We start from the raw sequence: 19,268 nt of genomic DNA, 5'->3' as shown, positions 1-19,268 counted from the left end.
CGCTTCTTGCATATCAGAATAACTTAGGTTAAGCTAATAGCTGTTTAGCAAAAGTTTCGTTTTTTAAAGGGGTTTTGATATGCTTTCCAATGAAAAATTACAGCGTATCTCAGAGCTTGCCAATAAGTCGAAGAAAGAATCGTTGACTTCTGAAGAAAAGGAAGAACAGAAATCTTTAAGGGAAGAATATTTAAAAGCCTTCCGCGGGAATTTTAAAGAACATCTGCATAACGTTAAAGTCGTCGATCCAAAAGGCAAGGATGTTACGCCTAAAAAGTTAAAACAAAGTAAAGCAAAACGTCATTTACATTAGTACGAAAGCCTGATTTTTCGAAATTTGAGAAATTGGGCTTTTTTCTGTGTTGCATCACCTTTTTTTTGTGATATACTGTTATATAACAAACTTCGGAAGGGTGATCCCATATGTTACAGATATCTAAGCAAGCAGCACGGTTTTATAAGGATGAGATGGCTTTACAAGACGGTGATGGATTAAAATTATATGTAAGATACGGTGGTTATGATGAAGGTGGCTTCGCGTTGGGAGTAGAGAAGGCCCTTCCAACAGAACTAGACACTAAGACAAATATTGAAGGTATTACCTTCTTTTCCTGTCCCGATGATTTGTGGTTTACAAGCAATATCGTATTAGACTTTGATGATGAATGTTCTGATTTAAAACTAAGCTATACTGCATGAAACCAATGGCTATGAAATACTAAAGGATCCTAAACTGCAGGTGAAATCCTGGGTTCAGGGTCCTTTTTCTATAAAGGTGATATATAACAGCTAAAATACTGCCATTTTTATATACGGTTTTAGATGTTATATTGTGATGAATAAGAGGCTTTTGTGTTAAACTGAACATGTCTGTTACAAATCATGAAGGGATGATAAGCTTTGACTCAAAAAATCGAACAGTTATCGATAAACACCATTCGAACACTGTCCATTGACGCGATTGAGAATGCTAATTCGGGGCATCCTGGTATGCCAATGGGCGCAGCGCCAATGGCTTACACGCTTTGGACACAATTCATGAAACACAATCCAAGAAATCCGGAATGGTTCAATCGCGACCGCTTTGTCTTATCCGCGGGTCACGGTTCCATGCTTTTATACAGCTTGCTTCATCTATTCAATTATGACGTTACCATCGAAGATTTGAAAAACTTTAGACAATGGGGAAGCAAAACCCCAGGGCACCCTGAAGTCCATCATACACCGGGAGTAGATGCCACCACAGGTCCACTTGGTCAGGGGATTGCGATGGCGGTCGGCATGGCAATGGCCGAAAGGCATTTGGCAGGTAAATACAATCGCCAGGATTATTCAATCGTTGACCATCATACATATGCCATATGCGGTGACGGGGATTTAATGGAAGGAGTTTCCGGTGAGGCGGCGTCGCTTGCGGGTCACCTTAACTTAGGGCGCTTAGTCGTTTTATATGATTCTAATGATATATCGCTCGACGGGGATCTTAACATGGCTTTTTCTGAGGATGTACTAAAGCGCTTCGAGGCTTATGGCTGGCAAACGCTTCGTGTCGAGGACGGAAATGATATTGACGCCATTCATAAAGCGCTTAAAGAAGCGAATGCAGAACAAAATAAACCAACCATGATTGAAGTCAAGACGACAATCGGGTACGGTGCACCAAATAAGTGCGGAACGAGCAGCGTTCACGGCAGTCCATTAGGTGAGGAAGAAGTGATTGCAGCTAAAGCGAATTATGGATGGGATCATGAACCGTTTTTCGTTCCAGAAGACGTTCGGGATCATTTCGCTGCCCAGACTGATAAGGGCGTATCCGCTGAAGAAGAATGGCACAATTTGTTCTCGGATTACAAAAACGCGCATCCTGAATTGGCAAAAGAGCTTGAAAATGCCATCGCAGGTAAGCTCCCTGATAATTATGATGCTGAGTTGCCTCACTATCAAGTTGGTGATGACAAAGCAACTCGTGCTACGTCCAATGAAGTCATTAACGCTTTGGCCGGATCCGTGCCGCAATTGTTCGGCGGCGCTGCGGACCTTGCCTCATCAACGAAGACGCTCATGAAAGACAATGAAAACTTTACATCAGCAACCTATGAAGGCCGCAACATCTGGTTCGGTGTTCGTGAATTCGCCATGGCGGCAGCTGTTAACGGGATGGGATTGCACGGCGGAGTGATTCCTTATGGTTCAACTTTCTTTGTCTTCTCGGATTATTTAAGGCCGGCCCTTCGTTTGTCAGCTTTAATGTCTCTTCCGGTAACGTATGTCTTCACTCATGATAGTATTGCCGTTGGCGAGGATGGTCCGACACATGAGCCAATTGAACAACTGGCATCACTGCGGGCAATTCCTAACTTGTCTGTCATTCGTCCAGCGGATGGCAATGAAACGAGGGAGGCATGGAAGCTGGCGGTGGAGAGCCAGGATCACCCAACTGCGCTTGTGCTGACACGTCAAGGGCTGCCAACAATGGAAGGCACCGTCCGTCATGCATCGGAAGGTGTGGAGAAAGGGGCTTATGTCGTTTCCGAGGCGAAAGAAGCCGCAGAGGGTCTCATTCTTGCGACTGGATCTGAGGTTGGACTCGCTGTTAGAGCACAGGAGATGCTGGCGTCTGAAGGCACTCATGTCAGCGTTATCAGCATGCCTTCATGGGATCGCTTCGAACAGCAGGATCAAGCTTATAAAGATCAAATCCTGCCGCCATCCTTGACAAAACGACTTGGCGTAGAAGTGGGAGCATCTCTTGGCTGGCATAAATATGTAGGAACGGAAGGCGCGCTTTTAACAATTGACCGTTTCGGCGCATCGGCTAAGGGTGAAAAGGTCATGGAGGAGTATGGCTTCACACCCGAAAATGTTGCTGAAATGATGAAGAAACTGATAAAATAACGTGTTAAATCATCGAAAACCCTGTCTTTTCCTTATAGAAGGACAGGGTTTTTATTCTATTTAGCTCTTTTAGGCCTTTCGACAAAAGTAGTGAATCATCGCGACCGATTTAGACAGAGTATTCGTTAAAGCTGTACTATACTGGGTGAAACAGACTTTTCGAAAAGGAGGATAAATATGAGATATTATGATATCTTTCTTATAGAAGATGATGTCGCCCGCTTTTACTTTGGACAAGAGGTCAAGCTGTATCAGCTTTTTTTAGAAGCAAGGACCATCGATAACCTGCGAATAAAGAAAGAAATTGATAAACAAATTGATTATATAACAAAGCCTATGCCGGTCAATGCTATCCAACAAAGGATCAGCATGTCTTGCCGGCACTATCCGGGATACGATTGCCGGGGATACATACATATTTTTCAATGTACAAAAGGGGGCAGCCGTGCGAAGCTTGAAGTGCAGCCTTCAGGGTTAACGCTTCAGGGCATTGGGGATTATACTGCAGAGGCAACCTTCTTTGAAGTGCTTAGACAAATCGATTCAAGCTTTTTGGCGATCGATTTTCATTTAACGAATTTCGGCTGGTTAAAACCGATCAGAAATGCCCATCTTATCTAATGGATATTGGGTTGTACAATCGCTCTTCTTTATAGTAAACTAAGGAATGGAAGAAAAGAAAAAGGAGGACGACAATCGAATGTGGCTATATATTCTTGTGGGCGTCGTCGCTTTAATCGTAGGTCTTTTACTTGGATTTTTCATCGCCCGCAAATATATGATGGATTACATCAAGAAAAACCCGCCGATTAACGAAAAGATGCTTCGTGTGATGATGATGCAAATGGGGCAAAATCCGTCGCAGAAGAAGATTAATCAAATGATGAAAGCCATCAATAATCAATCGAAATAGATATCAGGAGAGATGCTCATGCTTCATGGGTATCTTTTTTTATACTTTAAGTTAAAGTGGATATAATGGAGATGTTATGATTGAATGAGGATGTTCTAAGAGAAGGATGAAGCTAAATGGATGTTGTCAAAAAAATATCAATTGATGAAGTCATTGATAAAAGTGATCAGATTGGTCTGATTGATGTTCGTTCTCCTGGTGAATTTAAAGCATTTCATATTCCCGGGGCAATCAATGTCCCGCTCTTTTCGAACGATGAAAGGGCAAGGATCGGCACATTGTACAAACAAAAGGGACCGCATATTGCCAAAGATGAAGGATTAAAAATCGTCTCCCCAAAACTCCCTCACATGTTTGAAACAATTAGGAAACATGCTAAAGCCTATGATCAAACTGTTATCTATTGTTGGCGCGGGGGGATGCGAAGCTTAAGTGTCGCATCCATTATGAATCTTATGGGCTGTTATACATTACAATTAGATGGCGGCATCAGATCATTTCGAAAGCGAATTGTAGGTGATCTCGAAGCCTTTGCACAAGAGGAAAAGCCCTATGTTGTTGTCGAAGGATTAACAGGCAGCCGAAAGACTGATATCCTTCTTAGCCTAAAGGAAAAAGGCTACCCGGTTTTAGACCTGGAAGGGATGGCAGGGCATCGTGGTTCGATTTTCGGATCTGTCGGGCTCGAACCAAACAGTCAAAAGGGGTTTGAATGCATGCTTTGGCTAAGGCTAAGGGAGCTTAGTGATGCCTCTTATTATATGATTGAGGCTGAAAGTAAACGGATTGGGAGGGTCGTATTGCCTGAATTTATAATTAACGGCAAAGAAAACGGAACAAGGTTCCATATTCATTATCCGTTTCAGAAAAGAGTTCAGGCGATTTATGAAGCCTACGAACCGACACGCAATGAGGGCGCCGTCTATGAGGCGTTTATAAAATTAAGGAAACACTTAAATCCAGCTTTTGCTGAAGAAGTGGAAGATGCTTATCAACAGAAAGACTATTATAAAATCATTTCACTCTTTCTGGAACACTACTATGATCCGAAGTACTCTCATAAATTTAAGGACTATAAGTCAGATGCTATCTCGCTCACAGTCTCATCTGTGGTTGAAGGTGTGGCCCGGTTAGAAGAAGAATTAGGAAAAATGGTCATGGTCCCAAAGGAGTAAAACTGGAAAGATGTGATAAAACGTTCATAAAGTCGCTGTTTAACAGCATTTCAGATCGGTTATTATGGTTATATTACTTCAAATCTAGGAGGTTGTTAAACTTGAGAAAAAAGTGGCTTTTGACATTATCAGTTATTATGGTTCTTGTTCTTGCATTGGCAGCATGCGGCAACTCTGATAAGAAATCTTCAGATGATAATAACGGCGCCGGCAGCGCTTCAGGAGATGACCAAGCGGCAACATTAAATGTGACAGCAACCAATTTTAAATTTAACAAAAAGACGTATAAGGTCCCAGCTAATAAAGAGATTACCATTAACTTCAAGAGTAAGGAAGGCTACCATGGCTTCGAAATTGAAGGACAAGATGTTAACATCCAAGGCAAAGGCACTAAGACGATCACGCTAAAGCCGGGCACTTATATGGTTCATTGCAGTGTACCATGCGGTTCAGGCCATGAGAACATGAAAGCAAAAATAGTCGCAGATTAGGGGTGCACCTCGGTGTACCCTTTTTATCTTGGTTAATCAGAATTTCACCGATGGTTTAGTTATTTTCATTCTGTCCTAAAAATGATAAGCTTATAAAGGATTTAAAGACTTGGCAAGGGAGACAGGGGTCATCATGAATAAAAAAATCTTGTATGGATTCGTCGCAGGCGCTCTTTTTCTACCATTAAGCGCGTGTGCGAATGGAGACAATGCAGAACAATCCAATCATACAAATCAATCCAGCCAGAAGACCAATAACGATACAACAAACGATAAGAAAGACCCGCAAAAAGGGGATCAAACGCAATCAAATCATAATAAAAACAAAAAGGATACAAAAACCGCCTCAACGTCTAAGGATGGCATAGTGGTTGTATCAAACCCAAAAAGTCATTTAGTTTTAGTAAATAAAACACATAAGCTGCCTGACGGGTACACTCCTCCCGATTTGACGATTCCTGACGTGCCATTCCCTTATGATGGAACATATGAAAAGATGCACCTTCGGAAAGTAGCGGCAGATGCTTTGGAAAATCTCTTCCGGGCTGCTCAAAAAGATGGCATCATTCTTTATGCTCAATCGGGCTACCGTTCATATGAGAGACAGGTAACCATCTTTAACAACAATGTAAAAACCCAAGGTGAGAAGAAGGCGAGCGCTGTCAGTGCTCATCCGGGAACAAGTGAGCACCAAACAGGGCTTGCGATGGATATCTCTAGCAGTGATGTTGGCTATCAGCTCATTCAAGACTTCGGCGATACTGAGGAAGGCCGCTGGGTCAAGGATCATTGCGCAGATTATGGCTTCATCATCAGATACCCTAAAGGTAAAGAAAGCATCACCGGTTATGAATATGAACCATGGCATTTGCGTTATGTAGGAAAGAAAGCTGCATCATACATTCAAACACATCACATTACGCTAGAAGAATATATAGCAAAGCAAAAGGGCTAAAGTGCCTTCTTTAGCCTTTTAAGTTGAATAGAAAAACGTTATAATGTGGATGAGACAATTGTATTTTCTAAATTGGTGAGAAGGTTGATCTAAATGCTTATAAAAATTGGCAGTCTATTGATCGGCGTTCTGTTCGCGGTATCGATCATCGTGGTCAGAATGAAAGCATCCAACCGGCCGACGAATGCAAAGAAAATTTTATTGCCTCCTGTATTTATGTCTACCGGTTTTCTGATGTTTGTTGTACCGGAAGTCAGGGTACCATGGAGCGAGCTGATCGAAGCCTTTTTAGTTGGGGTTTTGTTCTCGATTTTTCTAATAAAAACATCGAAATTTCACGTTAAAAATGACGAGATTTATTTGAAAAGGTCAAAGGCCTTCATTTTCATACTCATTGGATTGCTTGTCATTCGAACCGTCATGAAGATTTATTTGGAGAAAAGCATCAATTTGCCGCAGACAAGCGGGCTCTTTTTTACATTAGCCTTTGGCATGATTTTACCTTGGCGGATCGCAATGTATGTCATGTACCGCCGCTTAGTCCGCAGAATGGAGATCGGAGACGTCCCGACAACAACGTGAAAGACTGATAAAGAAAACTTGGCTTATCGCCAAGCTTTAATGGCGAAAGCCTTAGTTGCCCTTATACTTTATTCCGCATTTTCGCTTTAGCGAACTTAAACATTCTTAAAGTATAAAGAAAACTTGGCTTATCGCCAAGCTTTAATGGCGAAAGCCTTAGTTGCCCTTATACTTTATTCTGCATTTTCGCTTTAGCGAACTTAAACATTCTTAAAGTATAAAAAAAGAGGGTCCCTTGGAATTTAAGGGACCCTCTTTAAAATGTTTAAAAAAAATGTTCATAAGGTTGTATATCAATCTCATGTTTCGTTAATGTTTTCCTTAAAAACTTGTGATCACGCTTTGGTGTTGCTTTGATATAGCCCTCGATAATCAAAGCTTCAGTAATTTGTCGTGCTTTATTTTTGAGCGCAAGCTGACCGATTTTCCCGGCGATTTTCTCCTTCGCAACGTCTCTAAATAACTGGGGCACCGGTGCCACTAATTCTTCAAGAAAGGCGAGCTGCTCGTCAGACCATAGAGATCTGGTCTGTTTTATGTAATCCGTTTGCCAATCAAGTATTGATTTCCCGTCATCTTTCGGCAAACTTTTGAGAAACTTGCGAAACATAAAGAAACCGCCGATGACCATCAAGCCAAAAAAAATGACGGACCATGTAATGATGAGTGTCATAAACCATCCAGACATCACGCACACCCCTTTTAAAACCTTCCATTTCCATTATATCTGGGTTTCTATGGTTGAATCAAGATAAGATTCATAGAAAAGCAGGCTCTTACTTTGCAAATTCCGGTTATAAGCACGAAATCATTCGATCTGCCTCCTTGACTGTCATTTATGTCCCAATGGTTCCGCTTACACAGGCTGATTGTACCCTACTCAATCCTTGATAATCATTTTAAACGTGCTATCATAAGAAACTGTTGAAAGAAAAAAGCGAACAAACAAAGAAAAATACGAACAACTAAAAAAAGTAATGATTTTAGGAGGCGTTGGATGTTACAAAATAAGACAGTGGCGTTTTTAGGTGCGGGTTCAATGGCGGAAGCGATGATTTCGGGCATTGTCCACGATGGAAAAATCCCTGCCAAGCAGGTTATCGCTACAAATAAGTCTAGTCATGATCGGTTGCAGGAGCTTTCTGCAACATACGGCATTACTGCCGTCAAACGGGATGCACTGGATTATGGAAACATAGATATTTTTATTCTTGCAATGAAACCTAAGCATGCCGAGGATGCCCTTTCCGAAATAAAGGACAGGCTGCGCCCTGATCAGCTTATTCTCTCCGTTTTAGCGGGGATATCAACATCCTTCATAGAAGAGCGGTTAAACGCGGGACAGCAGGTTATACGTGTTATGCCGAATACTTCAAGCATGATCGGAGAATCGGCTACAGCCATTACCCCTGGAAAGCATGCGGCCATGGATAAAGTGCAGGACGCTAAGATGTTATTACAAGGGATCGGCGGCGTGTCCATTATTGATGAAGACAAAATGGACGTTTTTACCGGTATTGCAGGCAGCGGTCCGGCTTATATCTATTATTTAGTTGAGCATATTGAAAAAACTGGGATGGCTGCAGGGTTAGACAAGGCGCTGGCAAGGGAGATAGCCGTCCAGACAATCTTTGGTGCTAGTAAGATGCTGATGGAGACGGATACGTCACCGACCGATTTAAGGGAAAATGTCACATCACCAAATGGAACAACGGCAGCTGGGCTCGAGGCTTTAGAGAAAAACGGCGGGGGCGTTGCCATAGCTGAAGCGATTAAAGGCGCAGCCGAACGTTCTAAAGAAATCAGTGCTGAGCTGCAAAAAACCCCCATTCCTAACTAAGCGGATAGATGAAAACCAAAGATAAGCTGTCTGACACCATAAAGCATGTTAGACCGCTTATTTTTTTACTAACTGGAGTGATTAGGAGATGAAAATGAATAAAAAACGGATTGTCATAAAAATAGGAAGCAGTTCTATAACAAGTATGTATGGAGAAATCAGCAAAAAGAAACTTGAGCGGCTAGTTGATGAAATTGTCCGTTTAAAGGATGAAGGACATGAGGTGCTTCTCGTATCGTCAGGTGCGGTGGCAGCAGGATACCGGAAGCTCGGATGTATAAACCGACCAAATACATTGCCGGAAAAGCAAGCGGCAGCCTCAATTGGCCAAGGCCTTTTAATGGAAACATACTCGGAACGGTTTCTTTCCCATGGCTATGTATCTTCACAAATTTTAATAACAAGAAGCGACTTTTCTGATGAGAACCGATACAACAATGCAAGAAACACAATTAATGTTTTATTGGAGCGGGGAATTGTACCTATTGTAAACGAAAATGACACGGTAACAATCGACCGCTTGAAATTCGGTGATAATGATTCCCTATCAGCAAAGGTAGCTGGTCTCGTTGAAGCCGATCAACTGATTATTCTCTCAGATATTGACGGTCTGTATGATGCGGATCCCCGTGAAAATAAAAATGCCTCATTAGTCAAACACGTTGATGAAATAACGAATGACATTGAAGCCTCTGCGGGAGACAGCGGCAGCCATGTCGGGACTGGCGGGATGCGCTCCAAGATTGATGCATTCAAGATCGCAATGGCTCTTGGCATCCCGGCCTTTCTGGGCAAAGCCAACCAAAAAAATATCATATATGATGCCATTAACAATAAGGCCAAGGGCACCTATTTCGAGTCAAAAGAAAAAAGCGCAAATCTGGATTTGAAGAAGCAATGGATTGCTTTTAATTCCGGACCCGAGGGTGAAATTATTATTGATGACGATGCCAAGAATTCGATTTTTAAAGAAAAAGGCAGTTTATACCTAACAGGGATCTATGATGTTAAAGGCCAATTTAAGAGCGGTTCTGTCGTCAGGCTGATCGATATGGAAGGTAAGGAAATTGGTCTCGGCGCCGTCAAATATTCGTCAGATCAATTAAGCCAATTATGTCTGTTTGAAAAAGAGGTTGTTGATGTAACAACTGGAAAAGAAGCTGTTCATTGTAATGATTTAGTTTGTCACCTGGAAACATCGATTCCGGTTGGCATATAAGGCAAAGTGACTTATTCATCAATTAAGGAGGAATGTCGTGAGTTTATTAACGAAACATCACACACATTTGGAAGCCCAAACGCTTGCAGCAAAGAAGGCTGCAAAAATATTAGGTATTTTATCAACAAAAGAAAAAAATGATGCCCTTCATGTGCTTGCGAATCATTTAGAAAAGGAATATAAGCGGATTTTAGAAGCAAACAACAAGGACATTGAAGCGGGGCGTGATAAGGAATATGAAGCGGCATTTATGGACCGGTTGGCACTTTCGAAAGAACGGATCATCGAATTTGCCAACGGGTTGCGTGAAGTCGCTGCTCTGGAAGACCCCATTGGTGAAGAAATATCCAGCTGGACATTAGACAATGGCCTTAAAGTATCGAACGTCCGGGTTCCCTTGGGTGTGATCGGTATGATTTATGAGGCGAGACCGAATGTCACGGTTGATGCCACAGGACTGGCATTAAAGTCAGGCAATGCTATCGTTTTAAAAGGGGGATCCTCTGCCATACACTCAAATAAAGCAATCGTAGATGTCATGCATGAGGCCCTTGAAAAAACAACAATTCCGAAAGAGGCTGTACAATTTATTAATTCGACAGATCGGAAAACGACACAGCAGCTATTTACAAAAAAAGAGCATATTGATGTTCTTATTCCGAGGGGCGGCGGCTCCCTTATCAAAGCAGTAGTTGATAACGCTACGATTCCTGTACTAGAAACAGGGGTTGGGAACTGCCACATTTATATTGATCAGGAGGCAGATGCAGATAAGGCTTTATCCATCTTAATCAATGCCAAGACAGACCGCCCCGCTGTGTGTAATGCGGCAGAAACGCTCATCGTTCATCAAAGATGGTTAAATGAAAATAAGCAGGGCCTCACCGATGCATTGAAAGCTCATAATATTGCTGTTCACGGTGACAGCATGATTGTCGACGCTATTCCTGGAGCCGTCCTCGCAGAAGAAATGGATTGGGAGAAGGAATATTTAGGCTTGGAAATAGCAATCAAAACAGTTGATGATATCGATGAAGCGATCCAACATATCGAAGACTATGGCACAAAGCACTCTGAAGCGATTATTACTGAAGATCAATCGTCCGCCCGTAAGTTTATGAGTTTAGTCGATGCAGCGGCTGTTTATCATAACGCCTCAACCCGTTTTACGGATGGCGGAGCCCTCGGTTTCGGAGCTGAAATCGGCATTTCAACACAAAAGCTTCATGCCCGCGGTCCAATGGGTTTATCAGCATTAACAACCTCAAAGTATTGTATGACGGGTTCAGGTCAGATTAGATAACTTAATATAATTTGGTAAAAAATAAATATAAATGTTTTTTCACTTGTTCGCATGGCGGATTATATGAGTTAATGGAGTTGTCGGACCGACAGAATGTTGCGAAAGGAGGCTGATTATTATTATTAAGCAGAATGAGGTGATTTCCGCTTAGGCGGAAATCTCAGGACATGGGGCTGCATGTGCGGCCCCATTTAAAATTTCTTTTTATATTTGGAAAATTCACTTATAATATAAATATGAGAAAGGCTTTACTCTAAAAATCAAACGAAGGGAGATTTTAACCGATGAATGATATGAAAATGTCTATACGCGTACACCTTAATAAGGAGGACGTAAATTTTGCAATACAAAAATGGGAAAGAGGTGTTTCCCCCTAGTTTGCTGAAGGAACTGCAGAAATATATCCAGGGCGAGCTCATCTATATCCCCAAGGAAAAAAATCAGCGAGCAGGCTGGGGAGAAATTAACGGATCGCGTCAGATAATTGCTCGAAGGAACGAAGAGATTTATCGATTATACATGGAGGGTTTGTCTATTGAAAAGTTAGAGGAGAAATACAACTTGTCAATGGACAGCATCCGTAAAATCATATATAAAACACGCGGCATTAGTAATGAATCCAAGGGATGACTTTAAATATTAGGCAAAGAAATAGTCGTGTTTAGAAAAAGAAGGCCAAATAGTTGTTGGCTTTCTTTTTCTTCAAAATATCTGATTTATGGAGGTAAGACAATGTCTCAAGATCCAAAGCAAAAGGTGAGGTCACAGTTTGCGAAAAACGCTGAAAAATACGTCACAAGTGAATCACACGCCAAAGGAGCCGACCTGACCCTATTGATCGAATGGCTTAACCCTGAATCCCATTGGACTGCGCTTGATATAGCAACGGGCGGCGGCCATGTTGCGAAAGCCCTTTCGCCTTTTGTGGAACATGTATTCGCAACAGATTTAACGAAAGAAATGTTAGCTAATACAGCCAAGCATTTAAATCAGTCCTATCAGAACATTTGGTATGTGATTGCTGACGCTGAAAGCTTGCCGTTTCTCGATCGCACCTTCGACATTGTGACATGCCGAATCGCACCTCATCACTTCCCGAACCCAGAGAGATTTATCAAGGAGGTTGCAAGAGTGCTAAAACCGAACGGTTCTTTTTTGATGATAGATAATGTGGTACCTGAAGAAAGAAATCTGGCCGAGTTTATGAACGAGATGGAAAAGTTGAGGGATGAGAGTCATGTGAAATGTTTGTCAATTGAAGAATGGCGAAAACAGTTTGCTGATGCGGGTTTATTAGAAACAAGGTCTAGAAGCCGGAAAAAACCTTATCAATTTCAAGATTGGGTCAAACGTACAGCAACCAGCTCCGGCCAAATAGAAAAGGTTGAGGAATATATTTTGAGTGCGAGTAAGGAGATTCACACCTACTTCAATGTAACATCCGCCAATGAAAAAGTTGAAACAGTTCAAATAGATGAATGGATGGTCCTTTGTCAAAAGGAAGGCTGAGGATTACTACGATGTAATAATCGGCGGATAAAAAATCTATGTGTAAAATAGTTCTCGAGCCTATATATTGGCAAAAATAAAGAAGGCACTCTATCATAAATGTACGCTGACCAAAGCGAGTACATATGGAAAGAGTCCGGCTTTTGATGCAAAAGGAACCCGTAATTACTAAAGCTGTTTCACTATTCTGCCTAATACCCCCGACATATTGCAGTAAATGCTCCGGCCGCTGAATCGTATCACTTTCCACCCGTTCTAATCCTCAGCCTATTCATTGAGTTGACTGAAATATAGATGTCACCATGAGCACAGTACTTTCTGTACTATTTGGCATTCTCATGGTATAGTTTAATCAATATTAGCATATACTAATTACCATTATCTTGAAGGTGGTGTTAGTTGTGTGCAACGAGGAGGAAGATAATATGAGTTCAGTCGGAGCACCTATGAAAATCAATGCTTTTGCTAAAATGAAAGACATTATAACCTCTGAGATGAAAGCACAAGGTATCACTGCAGCAGATATTAGAAAGGAATTATTGGAAAAAAAACATGGTAAGTAAACCTAAAGTAGTTGTAGATACAAATGTATTTATAGATGGTCTCATTGCTGGTAAAGATAGCAGCCAACAAATAATGGATCTATTCAATAATGTTAAAATAACTCTTCTCTTTTCCCAAGATACTATAGGGGAACTTGCTTATGTTGCAAAGATTATATCTAGAAAGGCAATTAGAGATATAGATAAAAGAATAGAATTCTTAAGTTTAATAATGTATATCTTTTATCATTCTAAGTCAGTTAATACCATAGACCAAGATAATCGGCTTGAAGTGAGATGCAAAGATCCAAGAGATGATATGTTTTTGGATTGTGCATATTATGGGAAAGCTGATTATTTAATATCGGATGATAAAAAATCAGGACTACACTCCGTTTTTATTGATGGGGTTACAATCTTGACATCAGACGACTTTATTAAACTATACAATGAATAATGCTAATTTTCTTTAATATTTGCCCCTATGAATTATCAACCTTCAGAATAGTTTTACGCTTCAACTAACTGTAACAATGGCAATCATTCTTGTTAAAAAGAAAATGGCGGGACTGTGTGGGAATCGAACCCACCAGAGACGGCACGCGCCTCCCAAAAGGTTTTGAAGACCCAGGCAAGCACCAGCTACGCGACCAGCCCCAGAAAACCCTGCTGTTACAGCATTCTTAAGGTGTACCACTGGGTCTAAACAGCTAAGTACCACAGAGACTCCCTGATACATCACTAGGTCACATTATACTGTTTTCCCGCTGTTTGAACAAGTACTTAGAGCAGTGGAAATTTATAGTGTTACATAAGTTTATTTCGCAGTAAAACCAGTATAGAACAGAGATTGTTAATTACATAATTTACCATTAAGATTATTTTTTTTTACTTGTATTTTTAAGGCACTTCTCCCGCACTCCTCCTACCCCCTATTCCCCTATGGGGGGGGCTGACACATCCCTTAACTCTTACTGTTCACTGTTCGCATTTTTTCAGTGTCCTAAAGGGTATAACATCTTGGACAAGTTTCTTAACCCTTGATATATCTATGTTTGTTATGTCCATTTGACATGTCCAAAAACTATTGCTATATTTAGGACAGATAATTAAGGGGGAATGGACAGGGTGAACATAATGCTGAAAGTAGACAAACTAACAGACATCTTAGGAGCATACATTACTTTAGATGCAGTCTTACATAAACTTGATCAGGAAACTGTAGATAAAATCCTTACTGAAATAATGGAGGAGAATTTAATTGAGGTAAGTGGTAATGAGTAGGAAGATAGGATATGCAAGGGTAAGCACAGCAGGGCAGGAGTTAGTTCCGCAGATAGAGGCTCTCAAACAAGCGGGGGCTGAGCATATCATACAGGAGAAAAAATCAGGTAAGGACTTGAACAGGCAGGGCATCCTAGAGGCTGTATCCCTGTTACAGGAGGGGGATACTCTCATTGTTACAAAGCTAGATAGAATTGCTAGAAATTTAAAAGATGGAATACATTTAATTGAGGAGCTACTAGAAAGAGGCATTAGCCTAAAAGTTCTTAACATACCAATGATAGGAGACTCTGACACTACATCAAAGCTCATTAGAAACATTCTGCTCTCTGTGGCTGAATGGGAAAGAGAGATGATACTTGAGAGGCAGAGAGAGGGCATTGCAATAGCCAAGGCAAATGGCAAATACAAAACTAAGCCTAAGAAGTATACTGATAAAAATCCCGCTTTGCTCCATGCTCTAGACCTTTTGGCGAATAGATCAACTAACAAAATGACTGTTAAAGACATCTGCCAGATCACAGGAGTTACAAGATCATCATTATACGCAATAGCTAAAGACAAGGGCATCCTCTAGGGGGTGCTTTTTTGTTGCCTCTGAAATGATTTCATAGCAGAAAAAAATATTTTTTATACTGGGCATAACTTGTATTTCTTGGATGTTTCAGCAGTCTTTAACACCTACAGCCACAAGCAATACAGCCATTCTTACAATATCTAAATAATCCAAGATCAGGGGAATGTGCGTTCCTATTCCAGGGTGATCTGTATGCAAGAAAGTTGCGTAAAGAAAGCTCTCCCATTCCTTTTGTTACTGTTGAGGGGAAAGTACTTCCTGTCCAGATACAAAAAAAAAAGACAGCCTAAGCATAGCGAAAAGCTACACCTAGACTGCCTATATATTGGTTTACAGTTATTAAATACTTGATGAGGGCAAAGAGTAGAACCTCAGGGCAGAGATACTCTATACTCTTATCCTCTTGCTTTCCTTCTACTACTGAGATAGGAGACAGTTAGAGAGGTCAATGCCTCCCTACATTATTACAGCTATCTGCTACCTTGATTATAAAGGTTACTAGCAGCTATAGCAGTTATTATAGGCTCCGCCTAGAGTCTGGCTTATCAGCCATCCTCAATACTAAAAGTACCTACCACTGTATATATTCCATGTTGTAGCTACAATATTTAATGCCCTAATCATTTAAGTTATTGTTGCAGAGGACTGAGCCTGTCTCAGGACTCTAGGCGGAGCCTTATGCTCTTTGCTCTTAATACTGTGTTAGCAGTCAATAATCAGTTAGGTTCTTTGATGTAAGATAAGAGAGATACTCCTTTTGCAAAATGGGGTTAAACCCTACTCTCCCAATGGGTTGAGCCACTTTTATGATGTGCCTTTTTACCCCCCAATCATGCCTTTTTTGTGCTTTTTTACCCCCCAATTAACTCCAAGAGGATTATTGGAAAATTAGACTAAAAAGCTACTCTTTGGACATAAAAAAGGAGCGGAGCCAATTACAAGCTCTGCCCTGTTAGTGTAAAGTCTGCTTTTAATTTTTCATCAGGTGCTAATCCTCTAAAGAATAAGGAAGGATTGATTTTATAGATTGAGTTTCTACCTGCTCTGAATGTACCAAAAACATTAACTCCTGATAGTTTCATTCTGAGATGAATTTTTACATTTTTTTCATCTAAACCAGTAATGGCTACAATATCTTTTCTTGATAATGCCTCAGCTTTGGCAAAGTCCCTCTCATATGGATGCCTTACAAGATGATTTGTTTGAAAGTGCATAAATGGCAATAACATGAAAAGAAAACCAATGTCAGCAGGTTTGATGTCATTATGACTGTAAAGCTCCTGTAGTGAGCCTATAAATATCTTAACTACTTTATCAGACCTGCTTGAGCCTCTGGTGCAGTATTTTTTGTCAATATAAAAGGCCTGATACCCCCCTTTTCTAAACAAAGTAACAGACTCCTGATACATCAGTCCTATCTTTATGAATTTTTCAATCACTTTATCATATGTTCTTTTCTTAATTTTAAGAGCCTCTCCTAGCTCCTTAGCTGTCATTGGGAGCTTAGCATCTGCTGACCTTTTTAGCATATTATCATAGCCTACATATGATTGCAGAATTAGAAAGTATCCTAGCTCTTTAGTATTCAGCTCATCCAATTCTTTTACATCCCTTGATGCCTCCATATTAACCAAGGTAAAAGGATTATCAGATTTATTTTTATATGTCTGTAGCTCTTTCTTTTTTTGTGCTTTCTCCTGCATCTGTGGAGAAATGACTTTTACATCAAATCTTTCCTCGCCATTAGCATCTATTACAGTAAATACCTCTTTAGCTTTAATCCTCTGATCTGCCTTATTCATTAAGTCATGTACACTCATTTTGTAGCCCCCTTATGTTCTGCCTTAGCTTTTTTCCATTGTTTATAGTGCTTAATGTACTGCTCATATGTTGTCATTCTTTTGATTTTCTCAATGTCTTTTCTTAAAAGCATTTAATCCCCTCCCCCTGTTTTGGTACTACTTAGTTAACTGAGAGTATGGATAAGTAAGTATTACATCAAAAAAGGCGAAATTTCCTTATGATACCTTAATTTAAGGATTCACAGGTGAACTAGTAGCAAAGGAAAATAAGGGTATAAATGCCTGTTTTCCTTACTACTACTGAAAAGGGGAATAGAAATGAATAAAACTAAATTACAATTTATAACATTGTTGGCTAAGGTGGGATTAGAGGACAAGGCGGAAAAAAGCCTAGTAGCAGAAATGAAAAAGCTCATCCCTACATTGCCTGAAATGGAGGCTAATACAGCTAAGCTAAGGGCAAGTAAGAAACAGTATCAGGAGCTATCTAATCAGATGACAGAGGAAAAGAAACAGCTTGAGAAGGACATTGTAGGGCTTAGACAGTCTATTAATAGGCTAAACATTGCATCTAATGTTGTGGTGCAGGTTTTGCAGATTAATAAGCAAATTGAGGGAAAGCAGGAGAGGATTAAGGCTCTAGACTCTACTCAGATGGCGCTAAGCATGAGAGGAAAGGCTGAGCAAATGGACATTTTAGCAGATTGTTTCAATACCTACAGAATGAAAGTAGCTGTTGAGTGCGGGCAAGTTGTAGAGACAGCTAAACCTATGGTTAATGCCTTGAATAAAGAGGCGATAAAGAAAGCTATTTCTACTATAGATGCTGAGATTTCAGGTCAGGTTAGATTGTATAACTCTACAGCTCAGAGCCTTGGAGTAAGCAAGATTAAGCATAATAATGTACATCTTTATATACCTAATGACAGCCCATTTATGTACTCAAGAATTGGCTAAACAGGGGTAACAAGAGAGATAGCGGTAGCCTTTTGTACAGGGCTTAGCAGTCCTATATCAAGGTACTGATTGGACTTACAAATAAGAGGGGGAGCGGGTTAAGCTCCTGCCTTTTCTATTTATAAAGCGAAATAAAGGGGAGAGGCGATGCAATGAGCATAGACTATGGATTTAATGAGTTTAGAGTATTAGGAGAGAAAGCTGAGGAATGGTCTCCAATGGCTTACAGGCTAGTTTCTAAGAATATGACAGCTAAAATTAGCGGTTTTAGGATTGGGCAAGTTTTGTACTTACATCATATAAAAGGAATGTCCGCTCTTGAGATTAAAAAAGCAGAAGGATTTGGCTTACACACTAACATGATTAAAGGCATCCTTAGAGGCTTTGGTAGAGAGGCAGGAGCAGAGGCTTTAGAGGCTTACACTCTTGCAATGTATATGATAGAGCATGAGCCTGAGATGCTTGAAAAGATGTATCAGGTAAACAGATATAAATTAGATAAGTAGGAATTGGCGCTATTTAAAGGAGGTGAGGACATTGGCAAAAGCTAGTACATTCAAGGTAACTAAAACTGTAAACAAGCCTACAGTTAAAACTGTACAAGGCAGTCAAGTGCATAGTAATGCTGTAAAAGCTACAGCAGGAAAGTAATTCTGTAATGGCAAGGTTTATTTAGTCAGACCTAAACCCATAGCAATGTCCCAAAAGCTATAAATACTTTAAATATATTCTTGTTAGGATGGCTGAGGCTTATGCTTTGGCTATCCTCTTTCTTTTTATGCTGTGGTAAAATTGTTTTACTGAAATAGCGGGGGCTGATACATATGGAAAAGAAAAAACAGCTAGGGGTAGATATTGATGGCTGTGTTTTTGCTATTGATGCAGACATTAATAATGATGAGTTTATGGATAAATTTATTGAATTTATTGAGTCCAATGGGTGGCATTTTGGCGGAGGTATAAATCAGATTGATAGTAATGGGAAAAAAGTAAATACTGTTAAGGCTAAGAAAACTGAGGGGTGGGGAGCTGAATAGGCTCTCTTTTTTTGTCGCTGTAGATGAGGATGAAAAGATTAAGTTAAATGTTAGCACTCTAACTAATGGTTATAGTGCCATGTTCTTAACTGAGGATGGGGTTGTATGAGGTACTGATGCAAAGCAGAAAGCCCATAGCTAAAGCTAGACAATGCTTAGGGTGCTAAAGTCTGTACTGACAAGATGT

At 40.5% G+C, this 19,268-nt stretch carries 23 protein-coding genes and 1 tRNA gene; 21 read left to right on the top strand and 3 right to left on the bottom strand.

The features are described 5' to 3' along the window. Positions 1 to 79: 79 nt before the first annotated feature. From EV207_RS06290 to EV207_RS06250, 9 genes are all read left to right on the top strand, one after another. The gene (locus EV207_RS06290) at positions 80 to 313 is read left to right on the top strand and encodes a DUF896 domain-containing protein (protein WP_132744787.1); all 234 of its coding nucleotides are present in this window, start codon (positions 80 to 82) and stop codon (positions 311 to 313) included. A 110-nt stretch (positions 314 to 423) separates the two neighbouring features. Beyond that, the gene (locus EV207_RS06285; protein WP_132744785.1) at positions 424 to 699 is read left to right on the top strand and encodes a HesB/YadR/YfhF family protein; all 276 of its coding nucleotides are present in this window, start codon (positions 424 to 426) and stop codon (positions 697 to 699) included. A 201-nt stretch (positions 700 to 900) separates the two neighbouring features. Further along, positions 901 to 2,895, top strand: coding sequence for a transketolase (gene tkt / locus EV207_RS06280; RefSeq protein WP_132744783.1), 1,995 nt, complete (start codon positions 901 to 903; stop codon positions 2,893 to 2,895). Positions 2,896 to 3,072: 177 nt separating this feature from the next. Continuing rightward, the gene (sirA, locus tag EV207_RS06275; protein WP_132744781.1) at positions 3,073 to 3,516 is read left to right on the top strand and encodes a sporulation inhibitor of replication protein SirA; all 444 of its coding nucleotides are present in this window, start codon (positions 3,073 to 3,075) and stop codon (positions 3,514 to 3,516) included. Between the two features lie 79 nt (positions 3,517 to 3,595). Continuing rightward, positions 3,596 to 3,808, top strand: a complete 213-nt coding sequence (locus tag EV207_RS06270) for a YneF family protein (protein WP_132744779.1) — start codon at positions 3,596 to 3,598, stop codon at positions 3,806 to 3,808. Positions 3,809 to 3,924: 116 nt separating this feature from the next. Beyond that, on the top strand, positions 3,925 to 4,983 hold the full coding sequence (mnmH, locus tag EV207_RS06265; RefSeq protein ID WP_132744777.1) for a tRNA 2-selenouridine(34) synthase MnmH: 1,059 nt from the start codon (positions 3,925 to 3,927) through the stop codon (positions 4,981 to 4,983). Between the two features lie 101 nt (positions 4,984 to 5,084). Continuing rightward, entirely contained in the window at positions 5,085 to 5,474 is a 390-nt protein-coding gene (locus tag EV207_RS06260; RefSeq protein WP_132744775.1) for a cupredoxin domain-containing protein, read from the top strand. A 133-nt stretch (positions 5,475 to 5,607) separates the two neighbouring features. Then, positions 5,608 to 6,429: a M15 family metallopeptidase gene (locus EV207_RS06255; RefSeq protein WP_132744773.1), complete on the top strand. Its 822-nt coding sequence runs from the start codon at positions 5,608 to 5,610 to the stop codon at positions 6,427 to 6,429. A gap of 93 nt (positions 6,430 to 6,522) precedes the next feature. Continuing rightward, the gene (locus EV207_RS06250) at positions 6,523 to 7,011 is read left to right on the top strand and encodes a CcdC family protein (RefSeq protein ID WP_132744771.1); all 489 of its coding nucleotides are present in this window, start codon (positions 6,523 to 6,525) and stop codon (positions 7,009 to 7,011) included. A 265-nt stretch (positions 7,012 to 7,276) separates the two neighbouring features. Here the strand turns inward: EV207_RS06250 and EV207_RS06245 are convergent, their stop codons facing one another. Further along, positions 7,277 to 7,702 carry a DUF2621 family protein gene (locus EV207_RS06245; RefSeq protein WP_132744769.1) on the bottom strand — a complete coding sequence of 142 codons (426 nt, stop codon included), beginning with the start codon at positions 7,700 to 7,702 and terminating at the stop codon, positions 7,277 to 7,279. Positions 7,703 to 8,008: 306 nt separating this feature from the next. Between EV207_RS06245 and proC the strand changes: the two genes are divergently transcribed. The 7 genes from proC (at position 8,009) to EV207_RS06215 (ending at position 13,881) form a co-directional block, all read left to right on the top strand. Next, positions 8,009 to 8,851: a pyrroline-5-carboxylate reductase gene (gene proC / locus EV207_RS06240; RefSeq protein WP_132744767.1), complete on the top strand. Its 843-nt coding sequence runs from the start codon at positions 8,009 to 8,011 to the stop codon at positions 8,849 to 8,851. Positions 8,852 to 8,939: 88 nt separating this feature from the next. Continuing rightward, on the top strand, positions 8,940 to 10,070 hold the full coding sequence (gene proB, locus EV207_RS06235; RefSeq protein ID WP_132744765.1) for a glutamate 5-kinase: 1,131 nt from the start codon (positions 8,940 to 8,942) through the stop codon (positions 10,068 to 10,070). Between the two features lie 37 nt (positions 10,071 to 10,107). Beyond that, on the top strand, positions 10,108 to 11,373 hold the full coding sequence (locus EV207_RS06230) for a glutamate-5-semialdehyde dehydrogenase (RefSeq protein ID WP_132744763.1): 1,266 nt from the start codon (positions 10,108 to 10,110) through the stop codon (positions 11,371 to 11,373). Between the two features lie 339 nt (positions 11,374 to 11,712). Beyond that, positions 11,713 to 12,003 (top strand): CD3324 family protein, encoded by a 291-nt coding sequence (locus EV207_RS06225; protein WP_132744761.1) that lies wholly within the window; start codon positions 11,713 to 11,715, stop codon positions 12,001 to 12,003. Positions 12,004 to 12,105: 102 nt separating this feature from the next. After that, positions 12,106 to 12,882, top strand: coding sequence for a class I SAM-dependent methyltransferase (locus tag EV207_RS06220; protein ID WP_132744759.1), 777 nt, complete (start codon positions 12,106 to 12,108; stop codon positions 12,880 to 12,882). 425 nt (positions 12,883 to 13,307) lie between these two features. Then, a complete protein-coding gene (locus EV207_RS22965; protein WP_165886849.1) occupies positions 13,308 to 13,445 on the top strand; it encodes a hypothetical protein in 138 nt (45 codons plus the stop codon). Then, positions 13,435 to 13,881, top strand: a complete 447-nt coding sequence (locus EV207_RS06215) for a putative toxin-antitoxin system toxin component, PIN family (RefSeq protein WP_132744757.1) — start codon at positions 13,435 to 13,437, stop codon at positions 13,879 to 13,881. Before EV207_RS22965 ends, EV207_RS06215 begins: the two co-directional genes overlap by 11 nt. Before the next feature lie 104 nt (positions 13,882 to 13,985). Here the strand turns inward: EV207_RS06215 and EV207_RS06210 are convergent. Beyond that, positions 13,986 to 14,082, bottom strand: a tRNA-Sec gene (locus EV207_RS06210). 479 nt (positions 14,083 to 14,561) lie between these two features. Here EV207_RS06210 and EV207_RS22960 point away from each other — a divergent pair. Both EV207_RS22960 and EV207_RS06205 read left to right on the top strand, forming a co-directional pair. Next, positions 14,562 to 14,708, top strand: coding sequence for a hypothetical protein (locus EV207_RS22960; RefSeq protein WP_165886848.1), 147 nt, complete (start codon positions 14,562 to 14,564; stop codon positions 14,706 to 14,708). Further along, a complete protein-coding gene (locus EV207_RS06205; RefSeq protein ID WP_132744755.1) occupies positions 14,701 to 15,285 on the top strand; it encodes a recombinase family protein in 585 nt (194 codons plus the stop codon). The genes EV207_RS22960 and EV207_RS06205 overlap by 8 nt, the downstream gene beginning before the upstream one ends. 935 nt (positions 15,286 to 16,220) lie before the next feature. On the opposite strand, the gene EV207_RS06200 is transcribed toward EV207_RS06205, so the two are convergent. Next, a complete protein-coding gene (locus EV207_RS06200; RefSeq protein ID WP_132744753.1) occupies positions 16,221 to 17,105 on the bottom strand; it encodes a hypothetical protein in 885 nt (294 codons plus the stop codon). A 300-nt stretch (positions 17,106 to 17,405) separates the two neighbouring features. Here EV207_RS06200 and EV207_RS06195 point away from each other — a divergent pair, with 300 nt between their 5' ends. The 3 genes from EV207_RS06195 (at position 17,406) to EV207_RS06185 (ending at position 19,081) form a co-directional block, all read left to right on the top strand. Next, positions 17,406 to 18,044: a hypothetical protein gene (locus EV207_RS06195; RefSeq protein ID WP_132744751.1), complete on the top strand. Its 639-nt coding sequence runs from the start codon at positions 17,406 to 17,408 to the stop codon at positions 18,042 to 18,044. A 152-nt stretch (positions 18,045 to 18,196) separates the two neighbouring features. After that, entirely contained in the window at positions 18,197 to 18,550 is a 354-nt protein-coding gene (locus tag EV207_RS06190; protein ID WP_132744749.1) for a hypothetical protein, read from the top strand. 318 nt (positions 18,551 to 18,868) lie between these two features. Next, entirely contained in the window at positions 18,869 to 19,081 is a 213-nt protein-coding gene (locus EV207_RS06185; protein ID WP_132744747.1) for a YggL 50S ribosome-binding family protein, read from the top strand. Positions 19,082 to 19,268: the final 187 nt, after the last annotated feature.

Origin of the sequence: Scopulibacillus darangshiensis (assembly GCF_004341035.1) — a bacterium.
Classification (GTDB): Bacteria; Bacillota; Bacilli; order Bacillales; family Sporolactobacillaceae; genus Scopulibacillus; species Scopulibacillus darangshiensis.
Note: the sequence above shows the minus strand (reverse complement) of the source record. Positions and strands in the feature narration are given on the sequence as shown.

What these genes read in the sequence shown, in the direction of transcription:
- EV207_RS06290 (WP_132744787.1), top strand. Translation starts at nt 80, where the DNA reads ATGCTTTCCAATGAAAAATTACAGCGTATCTCAGAGCTTGCCAATAAG.
- EV207_RS06285 (WP_132744785.1), top strand. Translation starts at nt 424, where the DNA reads ATGTTACAGATATCTAAGCAAGCAGCACGGTTTTATAAGGATGAGATG.
- sirA (WP_132744781.1), top strand. Translation starts at nt 3,073, where the DNA reads ATGAGATATTATGATATCTTTCTTATAGAAGATGATGTCGCCCGCTTT.
- EV207_RS06270 (WP_132744779.1), top strand. Translation starts at nt 3,596, where the DNA reads ATGTGGCTATATATTCTTGTGGGCGTCGTCGCTTTAATCGTAGGTCTT.
- mnmH (WP_132744777.1), top strand. Translation starts at nt 3,925, where the DNA reads ATGGATGTTGTCAAAAAAATATCAATTGATGAAGTCATTGATAAAAGT.
- EV207_RS06255 (WP_132744773.1), top strand. Translation starts at nt 5,608, where the DNA reads ATGAATAAAAAAATCTTGTATGGATTCGTCGCAGGCGCTCTTTTTCTA.
- EV207_RS06250 (WP_132744771.1), top strand. Translation starts at nt 6,523, where the DNA reads ATGCTTATAAAAATTGGCAGTCTATTGATCGGCGTTCTGTTCGCGGTA.
- proC (WP_132744767.1), top strand. Translation starts at nt 8,009, where the DNA reads ATGTTACAAAATAAGACAGTGGCGTTTTTAGGTGCGGGTTCAATGGCG.
- proB (WP_132744765.1), top strand. Translation starts at nt 8,940, where the DNA reads ATGAAAATGAATAAAAAACGGATTGTCATAAAAATAGGAAGCAGTTCT.
- EV207_RS06220 (WP_132744759.1), top strand. Translation starts at nt 12,106, where the DNA reads ATGTCTCAAGATCCAAAGCAAAAGGTGAGGTCACAGTTTGCGAAAAAC.
- EV207_RS22965 (WP_165886849.1), top strand. Translation starts at nt 13,308, where the DNA reads ATGAGTTCAGTCGGAGCACCTATGAAAATCAATGCTTTTGCTAAAATG.
- EV207_RS06215 (WP_132744757.1), top strand. Translation starts at nt 13,435, where the DNA reads ATGGTAAGTAAACCTAAAGTAGTTGTAGATACAAATGTATTTATAGAT.
- EV207_RS22960 (WP_165886848.1), top strand. Translation starts at nt 14,562, where the DNA reads ATGCTGAAAGTAGACAAACTAACAGACATCTTAGGAGCATACATTACT.
- EV207_RS06205 (WP_132744755.1), top strand. Translation starts at nt 14,701, where the DNA reads ATGAGTAGGAAGATAGGATATGCAAGGGTAAGCACAGCAGGGCAGGAG.
- EV207_RS06200 (WP_132744753.1), bottom strand. Translation starts at nt 17,105, where the DNA reads ATGAGTGTACATGACTTAATGAATAAGGCAGATCAGAGGATTAAAGCT.
- EV207_RS06195 (WP_132744751.1), top strand. Translation starts at nt 17,406, where the DNA reads ATGAATAAAACTAAATTACAATTTATAACATTGTTGGCTAAGGTGGGA.
- EV207_RS06190 (WP_132744749.1), top strand. Translation starts at nt 18,197, where the DNA reads ATGAGCATAGACTATGGATTTAATGAGTTTAGAGTATTAGGAGAGAAA.
- EV207_RS06185 (WP_132744747.1), top strand. Translation starts at nt 18,869, where the DNA reads ATGGAAAAGAAAAAACAGCTAGGGGTAGATATTGATGGCTGTGTTTTT.